The organism is Cohnella abietis, from assembly GCF_004295585.1.
Classification (GTDB): Bacteria; Bacillota; Bacilli; order Paenibacillales; family Paenibacillaceae; genus Cohnella; species Cohnella abietis.
The window spans coordinates 1,230,486-1,257,278 of record NZ_AP019400.1 but is presented as its reverse complement, the minus strand read 5'-3'; the positions used below and the strand labels follow the sequence as shown (position 1 = coordinate 1,257,278).

Below are 26,793 nucleotides of genomic sequence, written 5' to 3'. Positions count from 1 at the left end.
CCGCCCGAGGTGCGATGACGCGTTATGGCAACTATCAGCTGTACACGCTGCTAGCCGTTATTCAACTAACCCTGTACGTTCAATTCCTTCTGTGAACCAGCGCTGTGCAATCAGGTAAATAATAAGCGGAGGAAAGATTATTAGGAACGCTCCTGCCATTTTTGGACCTTCAGAGATCGGGTCTTGCCCTAATCCTGCGCTAAAGCTAACCGCCTTGTTACCCATTAGCTCCATCTGTAGCGAGCTTAATCGGAGAGAAAGAGGCGTGAAATCCTTGCTTAAGAACAATGCGGCTTCATAGCTCATGTTCCAGTACCAAACGAAGGAGAACAGGAATACGACTAGGCAAGCTCCCCCAGCAAGAGGCATCATAATGCGAAAAAACAAACGAAATACGGATGCACCATCAATTTTCGCCGCTTCTTCAAGTGCTTTCGGCTGAGAAATGAAAAATTGCCGGAAAATTATAATGAATAAAGCGCCCCGCAAGCCTTGCCCGAAAATGGCCGGAACAAGAAATACAAACGGAGTATTAATCCACCCTAGCTCGCTATAGATCATGTAGAGCGGGACAAGAGTTAGCTGCGGTGGAATGAGGAATGCGACAAGAATGAGGAAGAAAAATAGATTTTTCCCCGGGAATTTTAGGCGCGCAAGCGCATAACCAGTAAGCGCGCAAGTAAATACCTGAAATATGGACCCGAACAAGGCAATGGTCATCGTATCTAGAAAAGCCTCGGGATAACTGAGGCCTTTCCATGCATCCTTATAATTGTTAAAGTAAAGCTCACGCGGAATGAGGCCGACAATCGGATCAATCATATCAGCTACACTCTTCAAGCTCGTAGAGATCATATACAGAATAGGTTTCACATACAAGAATCCAATGACGGTTAACAACGAGATAATAAATAGCTTTGCTATTATTCCGTCTTTTACATTTTGCCCAAACACCAATGCTCTTAGCTTCTGCGTCCTTCGATTAGCCAATGTCTCCGTTATATCTAGCTTCACTTGCTTATAGGCTTCAACCAGCTTCATCGCACGTCCCCCCTTCCTTTAGTCGCCCGGTATGTCAGCCATAAAGTAATTCCTAGCAACACCAATATGATAAGGAAATACAACCACGCCATCGCACTGGCATAACCATAACCCGTTGTCGGCGAGAACATATTGTTCCTGACGATCTCCATGACCGGATTAAAGGGAAACGTAAACAAATCAACAATGGTATATATAGCATTCAAACCCATGAACGGCAGCATACCGGGAAAGGTAATTTTCCAGAAGCTTTCCCAGGGGGATGCGCCATCTACTCTAACTGCTTCATATACCGACTTGGAAATGGTCTGAAACCCGGCGATGAATATTAAGATTTGTACACCGGAATACCACAGAATAATAACCGCCTTGCTAAGAATGCCTAACAGCATGTCGGACGTACCTGCACTGAAATATTGGCGCAAAATGACATCCAGATTGTACTGTGACACGAATGGCAGCTCTCCCGCACCCTGTACGAACAATTCCATAATTACTTGTCCTGTAGCGAATATGACGGGCAGGAAGAAGAGCGCACGCATCCATCCCCGTCCAGGAAACTTCTCGTTCAACAGTAAGGATACGAAGAAAGAAAAAATGAGAATTAACGGAATAATCAACAATACTTCCTGCAAGTAGGTGAGAAGAATAATGGGATACGCATTATTCTCGATTAGCATTCGCTTGAAGTTACCTAGCCCGACCCAAGTATATTGGAAGCCTTCGCTTGTAATATAAACGCGATTAAAGCTATTCCATAGCGACCAGCCGACGGGAAACGCAACGAACGCGATAAACCCAAGAATCCATGGCAGCATGAACAAGTATCCAAGACCGTATTCCTTCCAGCGGAACATTAATATCTGTTTGCGGCGAGAGGTTTTTCCAATCATCTCTTTGCCCCTCCCTCGACGCTGAATTGCTTGGTATTGTAGTTCACGGTAACCTTCGTCCCATCTTCATAAGTCGTTGCATAAATTTTTTCCCCAAGCTTCTCATGCTTCGTTATATTCTGATGATATACCGTGGCCAGCTGATCAAATTTCTTATACTCTTCCACAATGCGGTCCTTCCAGATAGCATATTGACTGCTGTATATCGATTGAAAATCTGTTCTCTTGAGCACTCGGCTTTCTGAGTAAGTTAGCTTGAAGAAAGGCACAGCGCCGTACTCAATAGCTTTCAGAAATTCATCCTCATAGATATCGCGCATATTACCAGGAACTGTCGTATACGCAACCGTACCGTGAACGGCTATCGGATAAAAAGGGACAGTCTCATCAATCATCAAATCCTGGCTTGAGGAATAAGGAAACCCTTCGATGTAATCGACATGCTTCAACGAGTATTGCTCTCCTCTTGTAATCCCTACCGAGCCTAATTGCTGTTGAACGTAATCAAGCAATTGCTGATAGTAATACACGGTATCGCTCCGAGTCAGTGATGCTTTCGGATTGTAATCGCTGAATGTCACATTCCCTGGCCCGTCGACATAATGAATACCGTCTATACCGATTTTTTTAAGGGTATCTATTACCCCTTTCTGCTCCCGAACCGCCTTCATTGTATTTACAATGAAGCTACCGCCTTGACCAGACACACTGGTGGAATCTATTCCACGAATGCCATCCGTTTTCTTATAGAAGGAGCTCTGACTTGCAGACTTCCATGCCATATAATCGTCCAGCATAACCTTGATTCCCTTGTCATGCATACTCTGCACGAAATCCTTGGCACCTGCTACGCCACCAATGCTAGAAACAATAGGGAAACGTTCGTCTGTATAGGTGTGACCGCTATTTTGCCAGCCTTGAAATGTCACATTAATGTGAGCCACTCCAGCTTCCAACAGGCCATCAACCATTTCCTCCGCTTGCTTAAAAGTAGTAGCCGTTTCATAGCTGTTGCGACCAAATTGTGGCTTATTTCCTCCACCGACAATGGATAGCATCAACGGCATATGATCTGTCGCCTTCAGCTGCTGACCAAGCTGATCACTGCTGGCTAAATACTCGCGATAAGAATGAGCCATCCCCACGTAATCCGACTGGTCGCCAGATAATAAACGGTATTCTACGAGATGGTCCTCTTGACTCCTTGCTTTGCGAATGGACTTTACAGATTCTTGAGTTAATCCGCTCACTTTACGTCCATATTCCTCGCGATAATTGAAATTGACGCTAATTGAATGATAATTCGAGTTCGTTCCAGGTATTGCTGCTTTAATCTTAGCTGTGTAAGGTCCCTCTTTCACAATCGCTGCGAAAGCTTGGTTACCACGCTTCAATCCGAATACAGGATAAGCAATTTGTTCACGAATTACAGACATGTCCTCATCATAGTTAGTCTGAGCCGGATCATCACCATAGATCGGAAACTCATAGCTAGAGCTAACCTTAGGCCTGACGCGATCATAGTAAATCAATCCCCCAGGACCATCTGGTACGAACAAATATCCCGACTCGCTCTTCGACGGCACCGCCCCGAAATAAGGTAGCAGGTTAATGGAATAAATCCAGTTGTCACCTGTTTCTCGAATGCCTTCGCTAGGAATACCTACTTCCAGACCAGAGCTCGTAATTTTGTATTGAATAGCGAATGAGAGCTGTTGCTTCTTGAACGTATAGGTGGCCTGTATGCCCACTTTATCTATCAGTGTGTAAGCAACAGTCATGTCCTTAGTTAACGTATTAAGCATAGTTCGCCTAATCTGACCCTCGACGACATGCTCCATAATGAACGGAGATTGCAAATTTTCCAGCAAAGCTCCCTTCACCGTTTCGCCTGACAGCTGCTCCTTTGACGGATTGCTCCGCCATAAGTACCCTGTCTTTTTGTCAACAACTGCAATCTGGCTACTCTTCGGTTCGATGAGTAAGGTGAACTGCCCGTTGTCCGCTACTTGTGCGAAGCCTTCGGCATCCACTTTCCCTGCGTGCCATTCCCCATTGTCCAGTACAGGCGCGGATATCTTCGTTCGATATTCGATACCCATTTCCTTGAAGGATGGCAGCCGATCTCTTCTCGTATATAGAATAGCTATTACCACAATGGCAATTACAATGGCAAGGATAAGCAACAGACGATATTTACGGCTTGTCGGCCATAACCTTCTAGCCATGGAAGGTCACCTCCCGGTAGATCTGGATGATGAAGTCATAGAAGTTATAGACAAGACCAGAAACAATCGTGAAAAATAGCCAAATGACCCCAATCGTAAACAGAGTAATTACTGCATTCTTAATAGCTTCAGTGAACTCAAAATTGTGAATGACCTGAGTCATAACGAAAAAGAGAACAATGATCCATACCCACATGCTTTGATTAATTAAATCAATAATTATCCACTCTTCGAGTACGACGAAATTGGTCAGAATGGTGACCGGTATCGTGATCACGATGTAAGGGACGATAGCAAAGGTGCTCGCTTGTAGCACTTCCCTGAACCGGCCTTCACCACCTTTAACGGCGCTTACTAAGTAATTGGCAACAACCCAAGTCACCCAGGGCACAATCTTAAAGGCGAAGGATAAAGGAATATTATAAAATCCAAGCTCGTACGGGTAAGCAATAAATCCTGAGGCAAAGATCGACCACGTATGGACACCTAGTGCCAGTAATAAGATAAAACCAATTACACCATAGGAAACATTGCGATCCTTCAAGCGATAAAATCCATTGTACGGATGAAACATCAAATACAAGGAATCTCTTATTTCTCCTGCGTACTGCTGCAGCTTGGGTGGCCATGTGCGCTTGCGGATGAGCTTCGATATTCGGCGTGCTCCGAATACTAAGCCCCACAAACCAACTACCAGCACAGCTACACCCAGCAAAAAGTTGTCCTTCATCCATTCATATCGGATATACCAGAAGGCATCAGAATATCCTGCCGAATCATTGGATTGCTTAAAGTAATCGAGAGCCAGCTTGTAGTCCCGATCATGCAAGGCGATCTTGCCCAGGCCATTATAAGCAATGTTTAGCATGCCGTTCTGGCTAATGACTTCCTCCCAATAGATGCGGCTCTGATCGTAATCCCCATCGAAATACAAATGGGCTGCCGTCATATACGTGTCTCCAAAGCTAGTACGCTTAAATACGTGAATTAAATTAGACGAATTGTCCACTACCCATAGCTCGTTGTTACTATTCACATCGATGCTAATCGCATAATCGGTAATGCCAAGCTGACGGGCGTTTTTCTCTATCGCTCCAAAATAGAACATGACCTCTCCCGTTGGATCATAGACCGAAATATTCGAATAGTCTGCTCGATTAAGTCCATACATAAAGCCATTTCGATCAATCGCCGTATCTACGAGACTGTACTCCCAGAGAGGTTTATTATTGAACGCATCAAACCCGCCGGCATTTAATTTCTTAATCTGCCCGTCACTCGCTTGACCTGAGCTTGTCGTTAAGAGAAAGCCATCCTGCGCTATCGTCACATTCTGTATCGCATTAGGCTGCTTCGAAATCTCTTGCGACAGCTGCTTTTCGTTCAAGATCGATCTCTTAAATCGGTCAAGCCAGGACAGCTTCGCCTTGTTAGCTCCGAAAAAGCCCGTAAACTTACCTTCCGGATTCATCCTTAGCAAGCCTAGGAAGGTGTCTTTCACGACAACGTACATAACGCCACGATTGTCTACTACTAGCTTGGTCGGGAGAAAGTGATAATCATCTGTGAGCACCTTCGAATCAGGCTTCTTGAATTCATGCTCGAATTGACCTTCCGCCGTATAACGAACGATCGACTGTCCCCCCGTATTTGCCACATAGATCATTCCATCTGCTGAGACAAACACACCTTCTGGTTGATCCAGCTTACCTGGTCCCTCAACCTGACCTAAGCTGCGTATGTACTCCCCACGTTCATTTAGCTCCACAATGCGATTGTTGCCTGTATCAGCAATATATACGTGATCATTGTCTGCAATGTACAGATCGCTTGGTGAGGACAACGAGCCTTCCACACTATTACCGTCGATTACTCGATCTGGCACATAGATCGGCTGAGTCGCTATCATTCCAGAATTCAGATCCCTATACCACGTATAGTAAGGGAGCTGCGCGGAAGCGAACTGTGGGAAGAGCAAACAGAGCATACACAAGACGACAACAGCTTTGATTCCTATTCCTTTCAGGGCGTGGCTGAACATCTGTAAGACCCCCTCTCATTCCCCTCGTTCATTTCACACCCGAATGCAGCATGGTTTGGATCATTTTCCGCTGGAATAGTAGGAAAATAATTAAGTTTGGCAGGAACATCAATAGCCCGATGGATGACGCAATGCTTATTTGCGCAACTCCTGGGATATTCGACGACACGGCCTCCACATAGTAAGCGAGCGTCTTCATCGTTTCTTTGGACATGTAGAGTGATGAAGGCTCCACATCCATATACACCGTTTGAAAAGTAATAATAGCTGCTGTAGCGACAGCTGGTGAAGTTAATGGAATAATAATTCGCATGAAAATATACATATCCGATGCCCCATCCAGCTTCGCCGCTTCAATTAAAGGATTAGGAATTTGGTCAATAAACTGCTTCATCAGAAAGACTGCGACTGGCGAAGCTAGAAAGGGAAGCACATGCGCGAAATACGTGTTCTTGAGTCCAAATCCGCTTACGATTAGATACCGAGGGATGGACACTGTTTCAGGCGTGAACATTAACGCAATTAGAATAGCCCCCATGATAAACGCCTTAAAGTGAAAGCGATGCTTGGACAAGACATAGCCCGCCATCGTACTGACAATAATTACAGCAAATGTCGTTATTAGCGCTACCACGAAGCTATTAAACAAATAGCGTGTAAATGGTACAACACCTGCAGCAGTATGCATAAATAATTGCTCAAAATTGAAAAGCGTTGGATGCTGTACTAAAATTCTTGGCGGGAACATGAATAGCTCATTTAACGGCTTAAATGCGTTATTAAATAGAAAGACAATGGGCAGGAACATGAAGATACCCATGCCCGTAAGAAACAAGATTAGAAACATACGAGAGAGGGCGAATTGCTTGCGAATGGTCTGCAGCATTTATTCATCCTCCTTCGTGCCGAACAGCTTATAGCATATTTGCATGATTCCATAGCTCAGTAAGAGCAGAACTACAGATAAAGCTGAGGCATAGCCCCACTCATATCGGAGAAATGCATAATCATAAATATGATTGTTGATGACATGACCCGCATATTGTGGGGTAATCGTCATCCCGGTAAGACCGCTGGACACAGACCCCGCTTTAATCGCACCCACAATGGCCATAACCGCGCTAAACAGCATCTGTGGCTTCATACTAGGAATGGTAATATAGTAAACTTCCTGCAAATTATTTTTAATACCATCAATTCTGCCCGCCTCATATAGCTCGGTATTAACGGTCTGTAATCCGCCGAGCATCGCTAGGAAGCCAACGCCCATACTGGTCCACAGCGTAACGATCATCATGATTGTCATTAAATATTTGGGATCCTGCAGCCACAATTGCGGAGTTTCAATAAAACCAAGACTAAGCAAGATGTTATTCAAGTAACCAACGCTGTCACCACTGAACGTAGCAGTCCATACCATCGTTAACGCCACACCCGCTACCATAGAAGGAGCGTATAGCGCCAACGAAAAATAGTCTCGAATACTCTTCGGTAGCTGGTGAATCAACCAAGCGAATATAAAGGATAGAATATATCCGCCTGGGCCTACTACAATTGCAAATTTCAACGTATTAGGAATCGTATATTTCATAAATACGACATCCTGCGTAAACATGTAAATAAAGTTACTGACTCCAATAAATCTTGGAAATTCAAAGCCGTTGAAAGAGGTAAAGCTGAGTACCACAGCAATAATGACCGGAACGATGACGAAGCAGATAAAACAAAGCAAGAAGGGCGCCAAGAACAGGTAGGATAGTCGAGTCGACCAGCACTCCCGCAAAAACAAACGTATACGTTGCCTATAACTGTTTTGCAAAGAGGACGAATTAACTAGGTTTTTCGTATTAGTCACAGGTTTCACGGCGTACTCCTTTCATACGGCTTGTCATAAGGAGTGATGTGCAACTGATCCTCGGATGTTATTCCGAACTCTTCCTGCTTACGCATCATTTCCCGCGATAAGGACATTTCCGATTTCTCTAATGCTTCTCTTGCTGGCATGTGACCAACAACGACATTGTTCCATGCAAATTCAATTTCTCTGCTTAAATAATAGTAACCGGGAACAAACGGTATATTTTTGACCCATCGATCCTGTTCATTAATGGCAGCCAAATCCTCATCCGGCCAAGGTATCGTCTGCATAGCTGCTAAATTAGCGGTGTTCCAACGATAGGCAATACCCGCGAAAGACTCCATGTCACTTGCGTATCGGCTTTGAACCTCTGCTGATGTCCACCACTGAATAAACTTCCAAGCATCATCTTTCCGATCGCTCTTCTTAAGCATCATGATGGAGGACGGCTCCTGCAATTTAGCAAATGATTCATTATGTGACCAACGGGCAACCGTTCCATCTGCCTGCTTAATACCTGGAATAGGTATCATTTTCCATTTTCCCTCAATTTCTGGAGCCGCGACCGTTAATTGAATGTACAGCTCGAAATCGGCAATACCGATCGGAATGTCCCCGTTGCGGAAGTGATGGATGAAGGACGGAATATCCTTCGGCAAATTATATTTACTGTACCAGTCGGTCCATTGTTTAAAGGCAGCCAAGCCCTCCCCGGAGGTCAGATTAGGCTCCATCCCGCTTGATTGATAGAAATCACTGCCATGCTGTAGGAAAGGGATGTGGAAATTCTTTTTTGAGAAATTAAAGGTCAGGCCATTTTCCTGCAAGGTTGGCAAAATTTTCGACAAATCATCCCATGTATCCGGTGGCTGGATCTTTAGCTCCTCGAAAACATCAGTTCGATAAAATAACATGTAGTAGTTTTGTGTTTCAGGTAAACCGTATACTTTATCGTTGTACATGTAAGAGCGCATCAAGCCTGGATTGAACTGCTTAAAGACATCCTCAAAGCCAGGATAAGTGCTCAAATCCTCAGCAGAGCCCCGCATGGCAAAATCCACGGGAGTTTCCAGAGGAACTCCGAGCGCGATATCGGGTTGATCTCCGGCCACATTACCTAATAGCAGCACATTCGTATTCGGTATGAGATTGATATTGACCTTAATACCGGTTTTAAGCGTAAATTCTTGCTGCGCCATGAGATCAAGTAAATCTACATAATCTTTACCTCTTTGCACCCAAACCGTCAGTGCGTTCCCATCATCAGCCTCACTCGTGTCATATTTCTGGAAAAATGACCTAAAGAAGCTGGCCGTAGAGTAGCGTAGTTTACTCCAGGAGCCTGGCACCTTCAGTCCCGTTTCGGTTTCAGGGGTGCGCACAACCAAATAATCGAGCTCAATAGCTTGGGCTTCAATCGTTTGAATCCAACTGTTAATGCTAGTTCTAATCGTTGCGAACTGGGTAACACGATTCGGAATATCATTAATATGCTTTAGCAGCTGCTGCAATCGATCCGCATTGATAACCAGTGCAGTGGCAGAATCTGTTTCCGCTTGATTCAGCCCGTTTAAATAGTCAGAGGTGCGAAGTAAATCATCGACCAACGATTGTAGCTTTGTTTCAATATCAGGATCATATTTGCGCATATCCCAGGTGCGTGCTTTATCCACATTTTGCACGCTATCGTACCCGTAGTTTCCTGTGATTGCACGTATGTCCTTCTCAATGACCGTCAGACGTTCATTAATATCAAGCAGCGACATCGTAACCGGGCGGATTAACGAGGTGTCCACTGTCATCTCGATTAAATGCTTGCCCTTAGTAAAATAAAACAGGTATGGTTTGCTCTCTCCATCAGAAAGAGTCGTAATTTGCAACGCTTTATTAGGAGCAAATCGGTAGCTTTGCATTTCCTTAAAAGGTATTTTGCCATCGATAAGAATGGTCCGATAGGCACTCGATTTACCATTATAGCCCTGATAATATTTCACATCGATTGCATAGTAGCCATCTTCTGGCACTGATAGCTCCCAGCCTATCGATTCCCCTGGTTTCGTCCAGTTGGTGCCTCCAATTGCGTTATATACGATTTTCCCTTTCGGGTCAGGAGAAATATAAGGCTCAGCTACACTTTGCAGTTGAATGTTAACAGAGGATTTGTAGGCAAATCGTTCCGCTTCAACAATGTCATACCAGTTCTTCTTAGCCGTGTCGTTGGCTAATTGTCTTGATGAGTATTCCGAATAGGCTGGAATCTCCTCTGGTGCTGCGAGCGTAAGAGAGTGAAGAGACATAGGCTCGTTTTTCCCAATAAGGCGAATGGTATGCTTACCAGAGGTCAGCGCCCAGCGAAGCGGTACGGAAGAGAGCGAGAAATTAGTCACGGGGTCGGCTCGCCAGTGAAGCAGCTCCTCTTGAATAGGACGAATTTCATTACCGATTGAATTACGATCATACGGATATTTACTATCCTTCCAAAGCCTCTTAAAGGCGATTCGCTCCGCGTCAATGAAAGGGTAAGCGCCATCAATTTGAATTCCCCGAACAACGGACGAGAAGCCCCCTTTGAGAGGGGCATAGTCAACAAGGAGCTCATATAAGCCATCTTGTGTTACTTCAACCTGCCATTCGATCCACCCTTTGGTGTTATTCCAATCGATGACATCGCTTCCTTTTACATTATCCCGACGGCGTTCCACTTGCGCATCAGAGGAAATGGCGGAATAATCTGTTGCCATCACCGTTGCCTTAACGTCTACGACCGGCTTAAAGGCTGCATATTCCTTACTTCGAATCCACTGAACATAAGAAGGAGGAGTTTTTCCTGTTGAAGCTACTGAACGAATGTCGGCTATAATTTCCTCTGCGGAAAGCACAGAATAGGTTCGATCATCACTTCCGGTTGGCCGCAAGACAAACCATAATCCAATGCATAGCAGCGCAACTGCACTGACAGTAATAATAATGCGTCTTTTCTTCCGTCTCATGATGATCACTCCTCTAGCACAGCCAGTGATAGTCCGCTGTCGCGGTCGAAGAAATGAGCGTGATCTACATTGAGGGCAAATCTGACTGAGTCGCCGGGCTGAATGGGTGTATGAGCTTCAGCACGGGAAATCAAAATGTCTTCACCGAAGCTAGAATATAAGTATGTATTCGAGCCTAGCGGCTCTCTCATATTAACGAGAGCAGATACTTGCCAATCTGGATAGCGATCCAACGCCCATGCTTCGCAGGACACATATTCTGGGCGGATGCCCATTACGACATTACGCAAGCTCGTTCTGTTAGACTGGAGAAAAGGTAAATGCTTATCAGATAGCTTGAGCTCTAGTCGCTTGCTTTTGAAATAATAGTGACCATCCGACATCAACTCGATCATGCCATTAATAAAGTTCATTTGTGGCGTGCCGATAAAGCCTGCTACAAACAAATTCCGCGGCTCATCATATAGCTGCTGAGGCTGAGCAACCTGCTGAATTTTGCCATCCTTCATGACGACAATTCTTGTCCCCATAGTCATAGCCTCTGTCTGGTCATGGGTTACATACACCATCGTCGTCTGCAGCTCTTTGTGCAGTCTGCTAATTTCCATCCGGGTTTGTGTCCGAAGCTTGGCATCCAAATTCGATAATGGCTCATCCATTAGAAATACTTGAGGCTCTCTAACAAGCGCACGTCCTAGCGCAACGCGCTGCTTCTGTCCTCCGGACAGCTGGTTTGGCTTCTTCGTTAAAAAATGTGCGATTTCAAGCATTTTGGCCGTTCGATTCACACGCATCTCAATTTCGCTTTTCGCTACCTTATGAAGCTGTAAGCCAAGCGCCATATTCTCAAATACTGTTAAGTTTGGATATAGCGCATAATTCTGAAACACCATTGCGATATCCCGATTTTTCGGAGAAACAAAGTTCATTAATTTACCGTCTATTAGAATATCACCTTCGGATATTTCCTCTAGCCCCGCGAGCATGCGCAGGGTCGTAGACTTGCCGCACCCGGACGGTCCTACCATAATAAGAAATTCTCCGTCGGCAATATCAAGGTGAAAATCATTAACTGACGGGTTAGGCTCTCCTTTGTAATATTTGTACACGTGGTTAAATGCTACGTTCCCCATAACTCTTACCCCCACGAACATTTTTAATGAAAAGATTTCAAGTACATGAAAATATGATAGCAAATAAATATAATCACGTAAATACATAAACTTCTATATTCCTCGAATAAAATTCGCGAAAACAAATTACTCTTCCTATAAATACATCTATTATCCATCGTATTTATTACTGATCATATTATTTTTATAATCTTATATGTGAATTATATTTCTTGACATGAAAAAATGTCGTGTTAAAATCTAAACATGGCAGCCTTTTCATATTTTCTGGAAAATAGAGCTTAAGATAAGCTCTAAGCTACTTTATTTTTATCCAAGGGGTGTACGCCAATGAATGCACGAAAGACAAAGAAAAATCGTTATTACTTGGTATGTTTAATCGCTCTACTTTCTCTACTTCCCGTTCTAGCTGCTTGTTCGAGCAACAATTCAGGAGGCTCAGAATCTTCCTCAACAAGTCCAACGTCGCCTACCTCATCTGAGTCCACAAGCAACACGCCGAATTCCGACCATGAACCGGTAACCTTAACCGTTCTTACCTGGTTTGTTGGGCCCAACCAAGCTTTGTTTGACAAGTTTCATGAGATGTACCCTTGGATAACAATTGAAGCCAATACGAAAATCGATAAAGCCGTAGTCAACAATGTAATAGCTGGAGAAAAAGCAGATCTCGTCTTCTTGGATGCCGGCCTTTCCCAATGGCTGTCAGGCGATCTTCTGGAGGAGCTAACCCCTTACATTCAGAAGGATACTCGAATTCAAGGAACTTCAATGGCTAAAGGATTCATTGAAGCATTCCAAACTGGCGGTAAGCAATGGGTTGTACCTTACTCCGACATTCCGATGTGGATCGTTGTGAATAAGGAAATGCTTCATAAATATGGCCTGGATATGCCAAGCAACGACTGGACTTATGACGATCTGCTTGAAATGGCTAAGCAAGCAACTGATCCTGCCGCTAATGATTGGGGAATAAGCGGTCTGGTGGATGAATTCACCAGTATCCTGTCTATGGCTAATGGAAGCTCAGCTAATTACCGTTTCATGAATGAAGATAGCAGCAAGAGCTTGGCAGATACACCTGCGGTTCTCGCAGACTTAAAGTGGTCACAAGAGCTCACAACCAAGTGGCATGTAAGGCCAAGTGATCTAGAAAAAGAGAAGCTCGGCATGCAAGGCGACTCTGTTAAAGTATTCCTGCAAGGAAATTCTTTATTTACACTTGGCGCAGACTGGAACTTGGATGCACTCAAGAATGCATCCTTTGAATGGGATGTACTGCCAATGCCAGTGGGTAAGGCTCAACAAGCAACTATCCATCAGGCTGGTCCTATCGGAATTCCTAAAGCATCTAAGCACAAGGAAGAAGCATTCTTATATATCAGCTTTCTCTTCGATATAGAAGCGCAGAAGACGATGATAGAGAACGGAAGCGGATCTTGGGTACAAGATCAAAGCTTGTTCGATTACTATGCAGAGGTCCCGGTGTGGCAAGGCAAGAACGTTGACGCTATACGTTTGAATTCCAAGATGTGCTGTTACTCAGCTGATCCCAAGGTTGCCGATCTTGTCACCCTCGTTGACAGCATTAACGGGCCACTCGGCGGAATGATTACAAGGGGTGGAGACTTCAGTACACGTATCCCCGCAGTACAGGCTTATAATCTAAAGGCAGCAGAAACTAGAAAAGCACTGGGTTGGTAACTCAGCGGAGAGGAACATGACTGTTGACTATGGAAATCAAATATGGAATGGATGAGCTTCCATTTGCTGCTTCATCCCAATCAGATTCCCTACTATTTGTATCCGGACAGGGCGGCACCGATCCAATCACCGGTAAAATAACCGCTGATGATCTGGAGGGCCAGACCATTCTGACTCTGGAAAACATTACAATTATTTTATCTCAATCCGGATTAACCCTAGAAGATATCGTTAAAGTAAATATCTATTTAAAGAACCGTTCGGATTATGAGCAGTTCAATCGTATTTATGCCGATATTATTCCACGCCCTTATCCTGCTAGAACGCTTATATACTGTGATCTTAACTTTGATCTACTCGTCGAAATCGACGTTATCGCCAAGCTTCGCAAATAAGAGTAGGAAACAACGCCCGTAGGATAATCTCCTGCGGGCGTTACTCGTACTATACTAGTCTCGCTAAATGCTAACTCTAAATGTATGGCTTTCGTTATCATGAAGGTGCTTTTATGCTCTCTTCCCCTTGTTCCATCGAATGATACACCTTAATGAGCCAATCCCCCACACTGCGATTGATTGCCTCTAAATACCGTTCGCCCCGCTCCTTCGTCGCCAAATGCGGTGCGTCCGTGTAACCATCAACTCCGGTTAGCTCCTGGTGTCGACCGATGAATGTGCCGGCAGGTCCGGAGTTTATCCATGCACGCCCCTCATGCTCAGTCGCCAATTCCTCTTTAGCAACCAAATCCTCACGTAAAGCCATAATGGCAGCTGTCTCGAACCCACCCGCATGCCCTGGCACCATACCAACCTCATCCGCATTCACTGCACGTAACGCCTCACGGGAAATGCTCCAATACGAAGCGGAGGCTGTCCACACGGGGTGTTTAACAGCGAGATCATTAGCCGTCTGATGCATCATCGGCTCGTTACCGCCATGCCCGTTCAGAAATACGATTTTACGAAACCCATTAGAAACTAGACTTTCACCGATATCTCTAAGCATCTGCAGATAGGTAGCCGAGGAGAAGGACAGCGTCCCACCAAACCTGAGATGATGATCAGAGCAGCCGATCGGGATGAGCGGACAGAGTAGCACCGGAACAGCCTTGGCCGCTTGTTCTACCGCTTCTGTGGCCACAGCCCCACCAATTAGACTATCTGTAAATACTGGCAGATGCGGACCATGCTGCTCGGTTGCAGCTAGCGCTACAACCACCATATATCCGTCCTCCGCCATCTGTGTAATTTGCTCTCTTGTATGCTCCTGATACAGAAATGACTTCTTCACTCGCTCATCCCCCTATTTCCACATTCCCCAGCAACGTCCGGGATGCTCTACCGTAAATACTTGCAGATTACCAATGTCTGATACCGTGACATAACAATGCTTGCCCTCTGGTCCTCCGAAGGTCAGGTTCGTACAGTCTGTCCCTTCCAGCTTAACCTCACGCAGCAGCTCGCCTTGCGGAGAAATAACGGCTATAACCCCTTTACCGAAGCGCGTCGCATATAAATTCCCTTCCATGTCGCAGCGCATCCCATCAAGCAAATGATCAGGAAATGCAATAAGGATACGCTTATTACTAATTTCTCCACGCTCATTCAAATCGTATGCCCAGATCGTACGCTGTACCGTTTCATTAACATAGAGCACTGTTTCGTCCGGGCTTACCTCTATACCATTTGTCGTTCCCATATTCGCTTCGAGCAGCGTTACTGTCCCATCAAGATCAATGCGCCACATGTTCCCCGTACCTTTATCCCAGTTCGGATCGCTTGCAAATATAACACCATTTCTTGTAATAGCAATGTCATTAGGCTGATTCATGCTCGGCTCATGCCCATGCACAGACAGCTGCTTCGTAGCTCTATCAACCTTAAGAATATTGTGATTTACAAAATCGGCAATGAACATATCGCCTTCCCGGTTAAAACGAATTCCGTTGCCGATGCTTCCATTCGGCAGCTCAATGAATATACTGCCCTCCCCTTGCGGGGTCACTAAGCCAATTGTAGCCGACTTAGCAAAATTAACAGCGTAGATGTTGCCTTCCCTATCACACGCAGGACCTTCAATTCCACTGGTGAAGCTCCCTGGCTCTGTTAATGAATGACTAATATAGTTCATTGTATACACCACCTTACCCTTCAAAGATGAGGGTGCCGAATTTAGACGAAATATGATAATCAATTGCGCCAGTCGGTGACCATGCCTGAAATTCGCGCTGCCCCTCCCGATTATCATCGATTCGATAGAAGTTCACGCGCCACTGTGTACCTATTTCTGGTGTTTGTTTGAAATGTATAAATGGAAGCTTGATTAAGTAAATACGGAGTTCTCCCTCTGTATGAACGCTTGTCTCAAGGCCCTCTGCATCCCACTCCTTGTTGACATCGATTTTCTCACCATGATTCTGAATGATGGCATCGAAAATAACGTTCCTAGGACTGATTTCAAGCTCGATGTACCTCTGTCCCAAGCCTTCCTCATCAAGGAAAATCTCTACGACATCTTGATCATAGAGTGGATCGTCCCGGTTCAAGTAATCGGCAACTGTATGATCGTCCTCACATTCAAACCGGACATAGATAGCCTCCGAATCCCAGCAAGTCTGAAGCAGAGTTCTCTGGCGCACCTTTCCGCCGGTCGCCACATCAACCAGTGATTCAGTTGGCAGGCTCCCCCATACCTGGTCATCGTACTTAACGTAAGAGCAAGCTATATTTTTCATTTAGTGAAAACCCCCGTCAACTTGATAGAGTGATCCCGTCACATAGGACGAAGCATCCGATAACAGGAATGCAGCTACTTCGTTAATTTCGTCCGTATTCCCACTTCGGCCAAGCCAAGCAATGTTCTTCATAGCCGCCTTCTGTTGCTCCGACTGGCGGGCATTCGATTCTTTCGTATCGAAGTCCCCAGGCACAAGTACATTAGCACGAATACCTTGCTCCGCGTATTCAGCTGCGATAACCCGCGTCATCTGATTCATACCAGCTTTAGCCGCCCCATAAGCAAGAGATTCCTTCTTAACAACCTGACCCAAAATGGAGGATGTGTTGACGATAGAGCCACCTCCAGAACGGATGAGCAAAGGAATAGCATATTTATTTAACAAAAATGTGCTTGTAAGTGTGCCTCGGATACAGTTGTCCCATTCCTCTAGGGACATTTCCACTGCTGGCTTCCACCCGCTCGTATATACATTATGATAGGTGCCATTTAGCTTCCCGAAGCAATACTCAACATCGGCTATGACTGCCTGTACCTCCAGCTCGTCGCACATATCCGCCTGCTTGTAAATGAAACGCTGTTCACTGTACTGTTCCTGCAATTGTCCGATTTCGGAAAGGGGATCCAGCGGTATTCGATCGCAGCCGTAAACTGTCGCCCCCCTATCTAGAAACATAGCGACAGCTGAGCGACCAAGCGAGCCCAAACAGCCTGTTATCAATATGACTTTATCCTGTAGCATGTTCATTGCTATTCCTCCTGACTACTATAAAAGTTACGGATACAGATATGGATCAAGCAGGTTATTGCTCGCCGCGATCCGTTTCTTTCCCGGATACGCTCGAATAACATCTGATTTCATAGATTCCAGCAGAAGGGTCACCATTCGTTGCAAGCACCGTCACACGCAATAAATCGGTAAGGACAGATGTTTGCAGCGTAATAACACGTCTTCTCTGATAATTGCCTAGTAACGACGCAAGCTCTATCCAACGTCCCTCGACGTAGGCTTCAACCTTAATGTCCTTCGGGCACTGCGGATCCTTGTAGAACGAAGGATCTAGAGTATATCCACGTAGCAAGTTGCCTGGAAAGGTAAGCTCTATAGTCCCTAGCTCTACTGGCTCATCCCAACATAGCTCTAACCATTGTGGCAAAGCTTCAGTCGGGTCTGACCGCCAGAGATTTGTATTGCGATAAGGACGCGTTACTCCGCTTAACACATTACTTGCCTCGTAACAGCACTGTGGAGGCTCCACCCGCAAGCTCATCATCACCCCTGGGCCGAGCTTACGCATCTTCCCTTCCCCGATCTCGTAAGCACTTACATGACCGGGTTCAATTGATGCTGCTGAGTGCCACCGAATGAATGGATTCGCGAGCACATCTAATCGAATATAAGTTCCACGTAGCTCCTGCACATTCAGATCAACAGACCAATCCACCCACATTTCCTTGCCGGGTGATATCGTTAGGGTAGTTGTAGCTAAAGGCTGCCCTGCCTCCACTCGATAATCCCACAGATGGTCTACTACGTAAATACGGGCCTCAACGACATGATCTTCATTCGAATCATTACTGACGCATACGGAAACCGAATCAATGCGCTCCGCTCCAACGGCGATCCATTGCCCCCTCGTCTTGGTCAGCACATCATCCTGCGTTTTCTTATCATCCCGCTGCGGCCCAGGTCCGACTGGGGCAAGTGTTGCTTCGCTGCTCGCACGCGCTGCTGCCTTGCGAGCCAAATCATCTGGGTCCTCATTCACCACATTCGGCAAGAAGCAGCCGTCTCGCAGCAATGCCTGCTGAACCTCGCGAATGTTCCTATCCGGTACCTCTCGTACATGTATACCGTCTCTAAGAGCAAGTGCGGCCGCCGTTCCCGCTGCTTGCCCCATTATCGCGGTCGTACCCATGACTCGCACGGTACCGAGTGCAGCATGCGTGACACTGACATTGCGCCCTGCCATCATGAGATTGTTCATATCCTTAGCAATTAAAATCCGCAAAGGAATTCCGAACGGGCCAACATAACTCTTTGCCATATAATCTTGTGTCTCATGCTCCTCAACAGCCGACTTTTCGCTATATTCAGCCAGTAGTCCCCCCGGCTCATGTAGATCGATAAACCAGCCACCATATGCGATCTCATCCGGGAACTCCGTCTTTTGAAGCGCATCATGCTCCGTCATCAGATATTCGCCGATAATTCTGCGGCTCTCTCGCTTTCCGGGAACTTGACCGATCCAGTCCAACGCATAATTCTGAGCTTCATCAATGAGAACAGGATCGCGGTTTTTAATATAATCCCATATACCGAGTACATGCCTCGTTAATTCATGCCGCAAGGTTTCATTGTCATGAATCGTATGCCAAGGCACGGACAATTCAATCCACCAGAAGCCACTGTAAGGATTCACACCCCTGCCCCGCTTCCAGAAGAAGTCAGGATTGTCATAATAAACTGCCCAATCCGGCGCAGTGAAAGGCACTGGGAACCCCACGTTTTTGGCCTTAAAATGGATAGAGCTACCCATTACCGCATCAGTTGCCTGTAACGGAGCATGAGGCTCACCGAATTCTTCCTGGCCCTCTGTTCCATAGCGCCACTTACAGCCCGCAAGCGCTGCCACAACACCGTCACCCGTGCAATCTATGAAGGTACGCGCTCTTAGCAGTAGCTCGGTTTCGGCATGGTTGACACGCACTACTACCGCTTCTACTGTTCGCTCGTCACTTAGAACAACATCCGTAACCGATGAATTCAACCGGAAAGTAAGACCTGGTGTCGTCACTGCCATGTTGTACATCACCATGTCCCACACACTGTTAATATAGCCGTTATCGAATATCGGACTTTCGTGATTAATCGCCCGCTCCTCAATTAAAAGCTCTGAAATAATGCCTGTCTCTCGAGCATAAGCATGATAACTAGCCGCCCCTTGCGGAGGTACGCGAATTTCGGAAGAGCTATTGCCTCCAAATACTGGACGATCCTGCACGAGACATACCTTTGCCCCATGACGAGCTGCAGCGACCGCAGCAGAGAATCCCGCAAGTCCGCCACCGCAAACGACAATATCATACTGCTCCTCCACTTCCCGCATACCCTTTGTAACGAATTCCACTCCGCTCATTTGTACCCCTCCTGCCTTTGCGCGAATGCTCTGTTTATGAACTCTCACTTCCAATTAAGGAAATACGACACCGGTATACCGAATGACACAGCCGTACAATTCTGCAGAGGCGACACAAAGACAATCTCCCTCGTTATCATACGTCACAGCAGAGATATGATGGATATTGCCAAATTCCGAAACGCGACCATTCAGCTCCGCATTATCTTTGATCATACGCGGCCTTCCCAAGTCAACGAAGCCATGCTCGCGAGAATAATGGAACACATGCCCCGCTTCTTTTACGCCCCCATAAATACCAAGCACCTCATCATTCGAGCGCTTAATGAAGTGACGCAGCTGTCCATTGGAGTAAAATCTGCCATATACAGTTCTTGTCTGCAGATCCGGTGTTAAACAGAACAGCATGCCGTCCAAGGTTCCTGCTACAACAGTGCCGTCGGATAGAACGACTCCCCCCGTAATTGTCGCCTTGAACATTCTGCCTCTAATCGAAGCCGATTTCACGTTCAAAACCTCGGAGCTTTCCTCCTTAATATCGTAGATCACGATCTCATCATCTTGACCGGATAATAGCAATCTATTACTGTCCAGCTTAATAATATGACCTTCATCTGGCTGAATTTGAAGCTGCTTAAGCTTACGGAAGCTACCTTCTGAATATACGAAAATGGAACCTTCGCTGTCGCTGATCAGTAGCCCACCCTCATCTAAATCAGCGTGAAGAAGCCTTTTCAGCTTAATTTCTTGCGGTACTACAACCGCCTCTTCACAGCTGCCACCTATGAGATCTACTAGAAGTATTTTATTGTCCGTCGTTAGCACATATGCTCTACTAGAGTGAGCTTGAATGCTGGATAATGGCGCTCCATTTTCGTATATCGTTCTAATCCTTAGTGGATCATTCCCGGAATATTCAGACTCAGTTAAAATCAGGCTTTGTTGACCCCCAAGGGTATACACTCTACCGCTAGCTGCATATACGTAGCTAACTGCTGTATCCTTCCAGCCCATATGCTGGTGTAGAGGCAATGTGCTAACTTCCTTTGCATCAATATGCATAAAGGCCGCTTTGCCGACGCCGTTATAATCTGGTTCAACATAAGGTCTCAGAGCTGCATGGGCTGCCTCAACTCCCGGCGGCTCTAGCTTGTCGACATCAACGGTCAAAATGTACGGTGAGAACTCCCCACACACATCTACCATATGAAGCAAGCCCTCGTCGTCGAAAATCATTTCACAAATATATTGAGAGTCTTTCCCGCCCCAAGTAATTAACCCCAGGTTTTCCGGCTTCCCACCACCAAGAAGATCCCAGCGAACTAACCGAATTGGACAGTACTCATCATGCGTCTTAAGCCCATAGTAGATTACGAAGTTTTTATCTGCTGCAAAGCCACCAATGCCATACCCATTAATAGATGGAACATGATCCGGTAAAATAGACCCGTGTCGAGTAACCTCTAGTGTCTCAGGGTGCAGCTCGATGATTTCCCCATCCATATTACTGACTAAGAGAAGTGTATTCCTCGGCGTATGGAGTGCAAATATGAATTGTCTGCGATGCTTCGTGCCACTTGGAGGGAGGAAGCTAAGCTTCAAATCCTCTATCTCGTCCGTAGTAGGGTCATACCTCCAAAAGCTGCCCGTGTAAGAGCTTCCATAAAACCGTCCTTGAGCATCCTTCACCAGCCGACAGGAAGAGAACTCGGACACCTTGCCATAATCCTTCACTTCATTCGTTTCCAGATCAATTCTATAGAAATGTCCCCTCATATAACCGAGAAAATAATAGTATCGCGGATCGTTACCGAGCATGCCTCCATAAATACTTTCCCGTGGTACAGGAATACCTTTGACCTGCACTTCATTCGTGTCCGGATTCACGATCATCAGAATGGACCCGGGATACCCTTCCCACGGATGCTCATAATGCTGCTCGAACATCCATTGCTTATGATTAGGTGCAGGAGCCGTATTATGGGTAGCCATAATGAGCCGTCCGTCCGGTAAGAAATCAATACTCGTATGTATTTTACTAGGCGGCATTTCCTCAGAGCTGACAATCCATATTTTCGCCACATCAAAAATTAAACGCAGCGCACCCGTCTTCGGTTCATATTCATACAGTAAAGCCGTTAGTGGTTTTTCATTTTCCCCGCAGACGGTAACATAAAATCGACCATTTGGAGAGCGTACGAAGTCCCAGACAGCGTTGTGTCCCTCCGCATTAGGCAGTTGAATAAATCTGGCATGTTGCTCTGGTATAGCTGCTAGCAAATTTGGCTTCAAAGGAATTCCCTCCCTCATGAGGACTGATTATTAATAGGTAATATCAAGTGTTGGCGTATCCAGCTTCTTTCCTTCATATAAGGAATCCATTGCGAAGCAGATCATACCCGTCGTCAATAATGTACGCTCTAATGGAAAAGGCTCTTGACCGCTAATTAAAAATTGTTCAACCATTTGGGTCAACCGTTCAAAATGAGCAAAAGGGCGATCTAAGTCACTGTCGCATAGTGCCGCTGTCACCTGCTGCTGCCCATGGCGGAATGCGAAGCTCCACTGCTCGACTAGCTGTTTGAATTGAATAATGTAACCCTTCGTACCATCTATATATTCAATAATGAAAAGGGCTGGCTCAGGCTCCAACTCTCTCAATGGAGCATTAGGCAAACCGGGAATGACACTTAGCGCCTGCAGCATTAGTTCTTCAGGCCACTCCCCTCGATCCATTGCGGACCATGCTTCACCATTCGTGCCTCGAAGCAGCTGAATGGAGCGAACACCGCTCTCTCCACCCTCTCTCTGCTCGACCAGCGACTGGAGCACCTCCATTGCATGAATGCCGTACCCTTCAAGCCCACCCGAGCTGACAACTAGAATTTCTTGTAGAGAAAACAAATTCTGCCTATCGAATGCCGGGACATGGTCGCAGTGTGGAATCGAGGAACCACCCATGAAGGGAATCCCTCTAGCTTTCATGAGGTTATACATCCACAAGGCATCGTCATAGTTGTACGCTAAGTGCTTATCTGAGAAAATAGGAACTACCAAACCGAGCCCGTACAAAGCGGCAACTGTCTCCTCGAAGAAACGCCGGCGTGGATACATCATCTGCTCTTTCTCATTAATCGGATAGTTTCCATGCTCACCGATTATAACGACCCCATCGATTGGCTTCTCACCGTGCGGAGCCTGAATGGTCTCTCTAATGGTTGAATATATGGGAATGCCGCAGCGTGCAGCCACTTCCCTGCTCATATCATTGACGGGCACCTGATCCGTATATAGAGAAACAATTTCAACCTGCGGATGATAGCCCATATCACCCAGCAGCCGCCCGAGGATAACCTCTGCGTGGGAATTATATCGGTACTCCGTCACAATCGCCGCTACTCTTTTTTTTACGCCGCCCATACTATTGAGCACCCTCTTTGACTTGCTCTGCAGGAATAAAATTGCTCATTTCAGCGGCACGTTTCTTCTCTCTCATCGGACAAACCTCCAACTTGATATGAAATCAACTATTCCCAAAATATCACATCATTTATTTTATATAAAGAATTATTTTTATATATAAGAAAAATATTATTATTTGTAGGCTGATATTAGGCGTGTTTGGTGCTGGTGGGGGAGGGGTAGCGGAGTTGCGGGGAGTTAGTCGGCTTCTAAAACGAGAATACCTCCTGCTAGTCCTGAAATACATGGACAGCAGGAGGTATCTAAAATAGTGAGTACAATGGCTTTGTCGCACACGTATGAACTAATGTGCTAGCTACTAAATACAGCTACATCTATCAGCGAAATCCGTATCGTTTTAATTTCATAAGGCGCTAGATCTAAGATGATTGGACCAGACTGAGCAGCAGTTTCCAAAGACCGCTCCAGTAAATCTGTTTCTTGCCAAGACTGAATCGGTACATCGCTTGCGAGCGCAATCTGGCTTCTTCCGCCCTTGTACTCGTGCAAACGGACAATTAACCCCATGCCATCCTCTGCACGTTTAACAGCATCGATCATCGCATCTCCTGTTACAAGCCGTAACAACGAGAACTTTGGTGTCGGAGCGCGACCAGCAGTTGCATATACAGGCTGATTCAGCTGCCATGCCGCCTGCGCGGTATGACCTTCTCTCCAATCCCCTTCATGCGGATAGAGTGCATAGGTGAACAGATGCTCACCCTGGTCAGCCCCCGGATCAGGATAGGTTGCTGACTTGATCAACGTTAATCGAATGACCCCATCCTTGATGTCATGACCATATTTACAATCATTCAGTAGACTTACGCCATAGCCATGCTCCGACAGATCCACCCATTGGTGCCCGACTGTCTCGAAGCGCGCGTAATCCCAGCTTGTATTCCAATGTGTAGGTCGTTTAACGTTGCCAAACTGAATATCATAGGTCGCTTCTGTCGTTCGAATATCGACTGGGAAAGCTACCTTGAGTAACTCCTGACGCTCCTGCCAATCTACCTCTGTCTCGAAGTCGATCCGGCGGTTGTCCGCATAGACAATCATCCGCTGACGAATAGAAGAATCCATATAGGACCAGACGAATGTAACGACAGTACGCAGCAGCCCCACCTCAACCTGACTGGAAACGAGCCCATCGATCTCCTGCATTTTCTCGCCATAGTAAATATCAATATCCCAAGCTTCAAACATCTTCGGCTTGTCCTCGAATACCTGAAGTACGTTCGCACGATTACCGGGAGCAAGCACCTCTCGTCCTGCAGCGCGATCGTATAGACGTGTTAATTGACCCTTTTCGTTCCATTCCAGCTCATAGAAGGGGGTGTCGATTGCGCGATCACGAATGGAGAAGGGGGACGATACTTCCTGCTTTTCCACGTCCAGCGAATCTTCACGACGGAGTGTAACGAAGCCTAATGCAGGTACATCCTGTACCTTTACCCAATGGCGCTCACCATCAAATTCGGACACTAGCAAACGCCCCTCGGCATCCCGCCAAGCTGTATCCTTCGCGCAGTTCTCCACGGCGACTAACCCATTGTAAGACCAAGAGGAGGCATTCCAGATGACATATTCATCGTCTCCTAAAGTCCCCTTATCAGAAAGTGCAGTTATCGCCTGTACGCGGCAATCTTCTAGCGTATCCTTCGCTTGCTCATATTCTTCTCTCGAGTCATGATACACCTCAGGAATCGACGAACCTGGAATAATGTCATGAAACTGGTTACGCAAAATGGTTTTCCAGCTTTCATCGAGCTGTTCCTGCGGATAGTTCGACCAATCGCCACTCAGCGCAGCACGACAAACCTGCAGCCACTCCGCATCACGTGAGAGCAGCTCCAGCTTGCGGTTCATCCGCTTGTTATACGCCTGACTCGTATACGTTCCGCGATGGTATTCGAGATAGAGCTCCCCGTCCCACGTATGTACATAACGATCGGATTGTTCAACCGTTTGCTGTAGCTTAGCGAAGTATTCATCCGCGCGTCCTGTCTCCACCTTCGGCAAGCCGGGCATATTAGCTAGCTGTCTACGCATCTCTAAGTGCTCGCGGTTAACACCTCCGCCGCCATCCCCGTAGCCATAGGAGAGGAGCAGCTCGCGATTAACCTCTTTGTCTCGATATTTATCCCAAATGCCTTGCACGCTTGAAGCGGTGATATCTCCATTATACGTATACCACCAATTATCACTGTCTTCAGGTGTCGTGATGAAATGCGTTAACACCTTGCTGCCATCAATACCACGCCATTGGAACGTGTCATGCGGCATCCGGTTATATTGGTTCCAGCTGATCTTGGTCGTCATAAAGGTGCTAATGCCACTTTTCCGCAGAATTTGCGGCAACGCCCAGCTATAACCGAATACGTCAGGCAGCCACAAATAGGTACATTCTGTGCCGAATTCCTCCCGAAGAAACTTTGTACCATATAGTAACTGACGAACAATGGATTCTCCGCTTGTCAGATTGCAATCCGCCTCTAGCCACATGCCTCCGGCCGCTTCCCAGCGACCTTCCTTCACCCGTTCCTTCAGCGCAGCATAGATGTCTGGATAATCATTTTTCAAATATTCATAGAGCTGTGGCTGCGTCTGGAGAAACACATATTCGGGAAAAAGCTCCATTAGTCGGAGTACCGTACTGAACGAGCGAGCAGACTTTTCCCGCGTATGCTTTAGCCGCCATAGCCATGCAACATCAATATGTGTATGCCCAATGCATCGCACCGTCACTGATGAGTTGTTGCGAGGTATTGCCTCAATTGCCTGACGTAGCTCGTCCTCTGCTGCACTAATCGACTCGTAAAAGCGCTCCGAGCCTGGTCGGGACCAGTCGATGCTGAGGAAGGAACGATCAAGCGCCGTTAATAGATCTGTCCGCTCAGCGATACCCGAGCTTAGTACCTTTATCGTCTGTAGCACAGCTTTGGACATATAATAGAAGCGATCCGTTGCTTCGTCTAGCCATACGATTTCAGCGCGGTGAAGCCGATGCTCCTGCTGCTGCGGTTCGCCTCCCCCTTCGAGTCCTGACCAGAGTCGGAACTGGACCCGGACAGTCGTTCCCGCTGCACCTTCAGGCAGAAATACCTCTTTATGGTTTGAATCCACGCCTTGGTAAGGCACACCATTCAAATAGAGTAAAGATTCAAAGCCTGAATTGTTACCCGCGCCAGTAAGCCCGAAATCAAATAAACCGACAACACGGCGGTTAGTCCACGCTGCTGGAATAGAAACGTTGGCATCGAGCCAGAGATAAAGATCTCTTCCTTCCCAGCGGTCGCCCTGTTTCATGTCACGCCACTGGCCCCCCTCCGGAGGACGAACCCCGACTTCGCCTTCCTCATCGACTAGCGCGCGAAACACCTCGATACGCTGCGCCTCCCGATAACGCCATGACGCTAGCTCTTTAACTCTCGCTTCTAGCTTTTCCTCTGTCCAAAACATCCATCGTCACACTCCATTTAGTTGTTAAACTATTCCAACTGTACAATATAAATATAGAACATGCCATGCTCTATTAATCTGATCCTATTTATTTCAGGAAAA

The 26,793-nt window shown here is 46.4% G+C and carries 18 protein-coding genes; 2 read left to right on the top strand and 16 right to left on the bottom strand.

What is annotated here, in order from left to right:
- Nucleotides 1-57: 57 nt before the first annotated feature.
- The 8 genes from KCTCHS21_RS05010 to KCTCHS21_RS04975 are packed head-to-tail and all read right to left on the bottom strand — an operon-like array spanning nucleotide 58 to nucleotide 12,184.
- The gene (locus tag KCTCHS21_RS05010) at nucleotides 58-1,041 is read right to left on the bottom strand and encodes a carbohydrate ABC transporter permease (protein WP_130605532.1); all 984 of its coding nucleotides are present in this window, start codon (nucleotides 1,039-1,041) and stop codon (nucleotides 58-60) included.
- Nucleotides 1,038-1,934, bottom strand: coding sequence for a carbohydrate ABC transporter permease (locus KCTCHS21_RS05005; RefSeq protein WP_130605530.1), 897 nt, complete (start codon nucleotides 1,932-1,934; stop codon nucleotides 1,038-1,040). The genes KCTCHS21_RS05010 and KCTCHS21_RS05005 overlap by 4 nt, the downstream gene beginning before the upstream one ends.
- Complete coding sequence (locus tag KCTCHS21_RS05000; RefSeq protein ID WP_130605528.1) at nucleotides 1,931-4,162, bottom strand: DUF5696 domain-containing protein; 2,232 nt, start codon at nucleotides 4,160-4,162, stop codon at nucleotides 1,931-1,933. Before KCTCHS21_RS05000 ends, KCTCHS21_RS05005 begins: the two co-directional genes overlap by 4 nt.
- Nucleotides 4,155-6,203: a YIP1 family protein gene (locus tag KCTCHS21_RS04995; RefSeq protein WP_130605526.1), complete on the bottom strand. Its 2,049-nt coding sequence runs from the start codon at nucleotides 6,201-6,203 to the stop codon at nucleotides 4,155-4,157. Before KCTCHS21_RS04995 ends, KCTCHS21_RS05000 begins: the two co-directional genes overlap by 8 nt.
- A 28-nt stretch (nucleotides 6,204-6,231) precedes the next feature.
- Entirely contained in the window at nucleotides 6,232-7,089 is an 858-nt protein-coding gene (locus KCTCHS21_RS04990) for a carbohydrate ABC transporter permease (protein ID WP_130605524.1), read from the bottom strand.
- A complete protein-coding gene (locus KCTCHS21_RS04985; RefSeq protein WP_232058084.1) occupies nucleotides 7,090-8,067 on the bottom strand; it encodes a carbohydrate ABC transporter permease in 978 nt (325 codons plus the stop codon).
- Nucleotides 8,064-11,051 carry an extracellular solute-binding protein gene (locus KCTCHS21_RS04980; protein WP_130605522.1) on the bottom strand — a complete coding sequence of 996 codons (2,988 nt, stop codon included), beginning with the start codon at nucleotides 11,049-11,051 and terminating at the stop codon, nucleotides 8,064-8,066. Before KCTCHS21_RS04980 ends, KCTCHS21_RS04985 begins: the two co-directional genes overlap by 4 nt.
- 5 nt (nucleotides 11,052-11,056) lie before the next feature.
- The gene (locus KCTCHS21_RS04975) at nucleotides 11,057-12,184 is read right to left on the bottom strand and encodes an ABC transporter ATP-binding protein (protein ID WP_130605520.1); all 1,128 of its coding nucleotides are present in this window, start codon (nucleotides 12,182-12,184) and stop codon (nucleotides 11,057-11,059) included.
- A gap of 330 nt (nucleotides 12,185-12,514) precedes the next feature.
- On the opposite strand from KCTCHS21_RS04975, the gene KCTCHS21_RS04970 reads away from it, so the two are divergent.
- Nucleotides 12,515-13,888: an extracellular solute-binding protein gene (locus tag KCTCHS21_RS04970; RefSeq protein ID WP_130605518.1), complete on the top strand. Its 1,374-nt coding sequence runs from the start codon at nucleotides 12,515-12,517 to the stop codon at nucleotides 13,886-13,888.
- Nucleotides 13,889-13,917: 29 nt separating this feature from the next.
- Nucleotides 13,918-14,283, top strand: coding sequence for a RidA family protein (locus tag KCTCHS21_RS04965; protein ID WP_232058083.1), 366 nt, complete (start codon nucleotides 13,918-13,920; stop codon nucleotides 14,281-14,283).
- Nucleotides 14,284-14,380: 97 nt separating this feature from the next.
- On the opposite strand, the gene KCTCHS21_RS04960 is transcribed toward KCTCHS21_RS04965, so the two are convergent.
- The 8 genes from KCTCHS21_RS04960 to KCTCHS21_RS04925 all read right to left on the bottom strand — a co-directional run bounded on the left by KCTCHS21_RS04960 (nucleotide 14,381) and on the right by KCTCHS21_RS04925 (nucleotide 26,691).
- Nucleotides 14,381-15,178 carry a creatininase family protein gene (locus KCTCHS21_RS04960; RefSeq protein ID WP_232058082.1) on the bottom strand — a complete coding sequence of 266 codons (798 nt, stop codon included), beginning with the start codon at nucleotides 15,176-15,178 and terminating at the stop codon, nucleotides 14,381-14,383.
- 12 nt (nucleotides 15,179-15,190) lie between these two features.
- Entirely contained in the window at nucleotides 15,191-16,018 is an 828-nt protein-coding gene (locus KCTCHS21_RS04955; protein WP_130605514.1) for an SMP-30/gluconolactonase/LRE family protein, read from the bottom strand.
- 13 nt (nucleotides 16,019-16,031) lie between these two features.
- Entirely contained in the window at nucleotides 16,032-16,622 is a 591-nt protein-coding gene (locus KCTCHS21_RS04950; RefSeq protein ID WP_130605512.1) for a carbohydrate-binding family 9-like protein, read from the bottom strand.
- Nucleotides 16,623-17,372, bottom strand: coding sequence for an SDR family NAD(P)-dependent oxidoreductase (locus tag KCTCHS21_RS04945; protein WP_232058081.1), 750 nt, complete (start codon nucleotides 17,370-17,372; stop codon nucleotides 16,623-16,625).
- A gap of 55 nt (nucleotides 17,373-17,427) precedes the next feature.
- Nucleotides 17,428-19,764, bottom strand: coding sequence for an FAD-dependent oxidoreductase (locus KCTCHS21_RS04940; RefSeq protein ID WP_232058080.1), 2,337 nt, complete (start codon nucleotides 19,762-19,764; stop codon nucleotides 17,428-17,430).
- Nucleotides 19,765-19,818: 54 nt separating this feature from the next.
- Nucleotides 19,819-22,056 carry an NHL repeat-containing protein gene (locus KCTCHS21_RS04935; protein WP_130605508.1) on the bottom strand — a complete coding sequence of 746 codons (2,238 nt, stop codon included), beginning with the start codon at nucleotides 22,054-22,056 and terminating at the stop codon, nucleotides 19,819-19,821.
- A gap of 30 nt (nucleotides 22,057-22,086) precedes the next feature.
- Nucleotides 22,087-23,184: a hypothetical protein gene (locus KCTCHS21_RS04930; RefSeq protein ID WP_130605506.1), complete on the bottom strand. Its 1,098-nt coding sequence runs from the start codon at nucleotides 23,182-23,184 to the stop codon at nucleotides 22,087-22,089.
- Between the two features lie 354 nt (nucleotides 23,185-23,538).
- The gene (locus tag KCTCHS21_RS04925) at nucleotides 23,539-26,691 is read right to left on the bottom strand and encodes an alpha-mannosidase (protein WP_130605504.1); all 3,153 of its coding nucleotides are present in this window, start codon (nucleotides 26,689-26,691) and stop codon (nucleotides 23,539-23,541) included.
- Nucleotides 26,692-26,793: the final 102 nt, after the last annotated feature.

Coding starts and splice junctions, on each gene's coding strand:
- KCTCHS21_RS05010 (WP_130605532.1), bottom strand. CDS start 1,041: ATGAAGCTGGTTGAAGCCTATAAGCAAGTGAAGCTAGATATAACGGAG.
- KCTCHS21_RS05005 (WP_130605530.1), bottom strand. CDS start 1,934: ATGATTGGAAAAACCTCTCGCCGCAAACAGATATTAATGTTCCGCTGG.
- KCTCHS21_RS05000 (WP_130605528.1), bottom strand. CDS start 4,162: ATGGCTAGAAGGTTATGGCCGACAAGCCGTAAATATCGTCTGTTGCTT.
- KCTCHS21_RS04995 (WP_130605526.1), bottom strand. CDS start 6,203: ATGTTCAGCCACGCCCTGAAAGGAATAGGAATCAAAGCTGTTGTCGTC.
- KCTCHS21_RS04990 (WP_130605524.1), bottom strand. CDS start 7,089: ATGCTGCAGACCATTCGCAAGCAATTCGCCCTCTCTCGTATGTTTCTA.
- KCTCHS21_RS04980 (WP_130605522.1), bottom strand. CDS start 11,051: ATGAGACGGAAGAAAAGACGCATTATTATTACTGTCAGTGCAGTTGCG.
- KCTCHS21_RS04975 (WP_130605520.1), bottom strand. CDS start 12,184: ATGGGGAACGTAGCATTTAACCACGTGTACAAATATTACAAAGGAGAG.
- KCTCHS21_RS04970 (WP_130605518.1), top strand. CDS start 12,515: ATGAATGCACGAAAGACAAAGAAAAATCGTTATTACTTGGTATGTTTA.
- KCTCHS21_RS04965 (WP_232058083.1), top strand. CDS start 13,918: ATGGAAATCAAATATGGAATGGATGAGCTTCCATTTGCTGCTTCATCC.
- KCTCHS21_RS04955 (WP_130605514.1), bottom strand. CDS start 16,018: ATGAACTATATTAGTCATTCATTAACAGAGCCAGGGAGCTTCACCAGT.
- KCTCHS21_RS04950 (WP_130605512.1), bottom strand. CDS start 16,622: ATGAAAAATATAGCTTGCTCTTACGTTAAGTACGATGACCAGGTATGG.
- KCTCHS21_RS04945 (WP_232058081.1), bottom strand. CDS start 17,372: ATGAACATGCTACAGGATAAAGTCATATTGATAACAGGCTGTTTGGGC.
- KCTCHS21_RS04940 (WP_232058080.1), bottom strand. CDS start 19,764: ATGAGCGGAGTGGAATTCGTTACAAAGGGTATGCGGGAAGTGGAGGAG.
- KCTCHS21_RS04930 (WP_130605506.1), bottom strand. CDS start 23,184: ATGGGCGGCGTAAAAAAAAGAGTAGCGGCGATTGTGACGGAGTACCGA.
- KCTCHS21_RS04925 (WP_130605504.1), bottom strand. CDS start 26,691: ATGTTTTGGACAGAGGAAAAGCTAGAAGCGAGAGTTAAAGAGCTAGCG.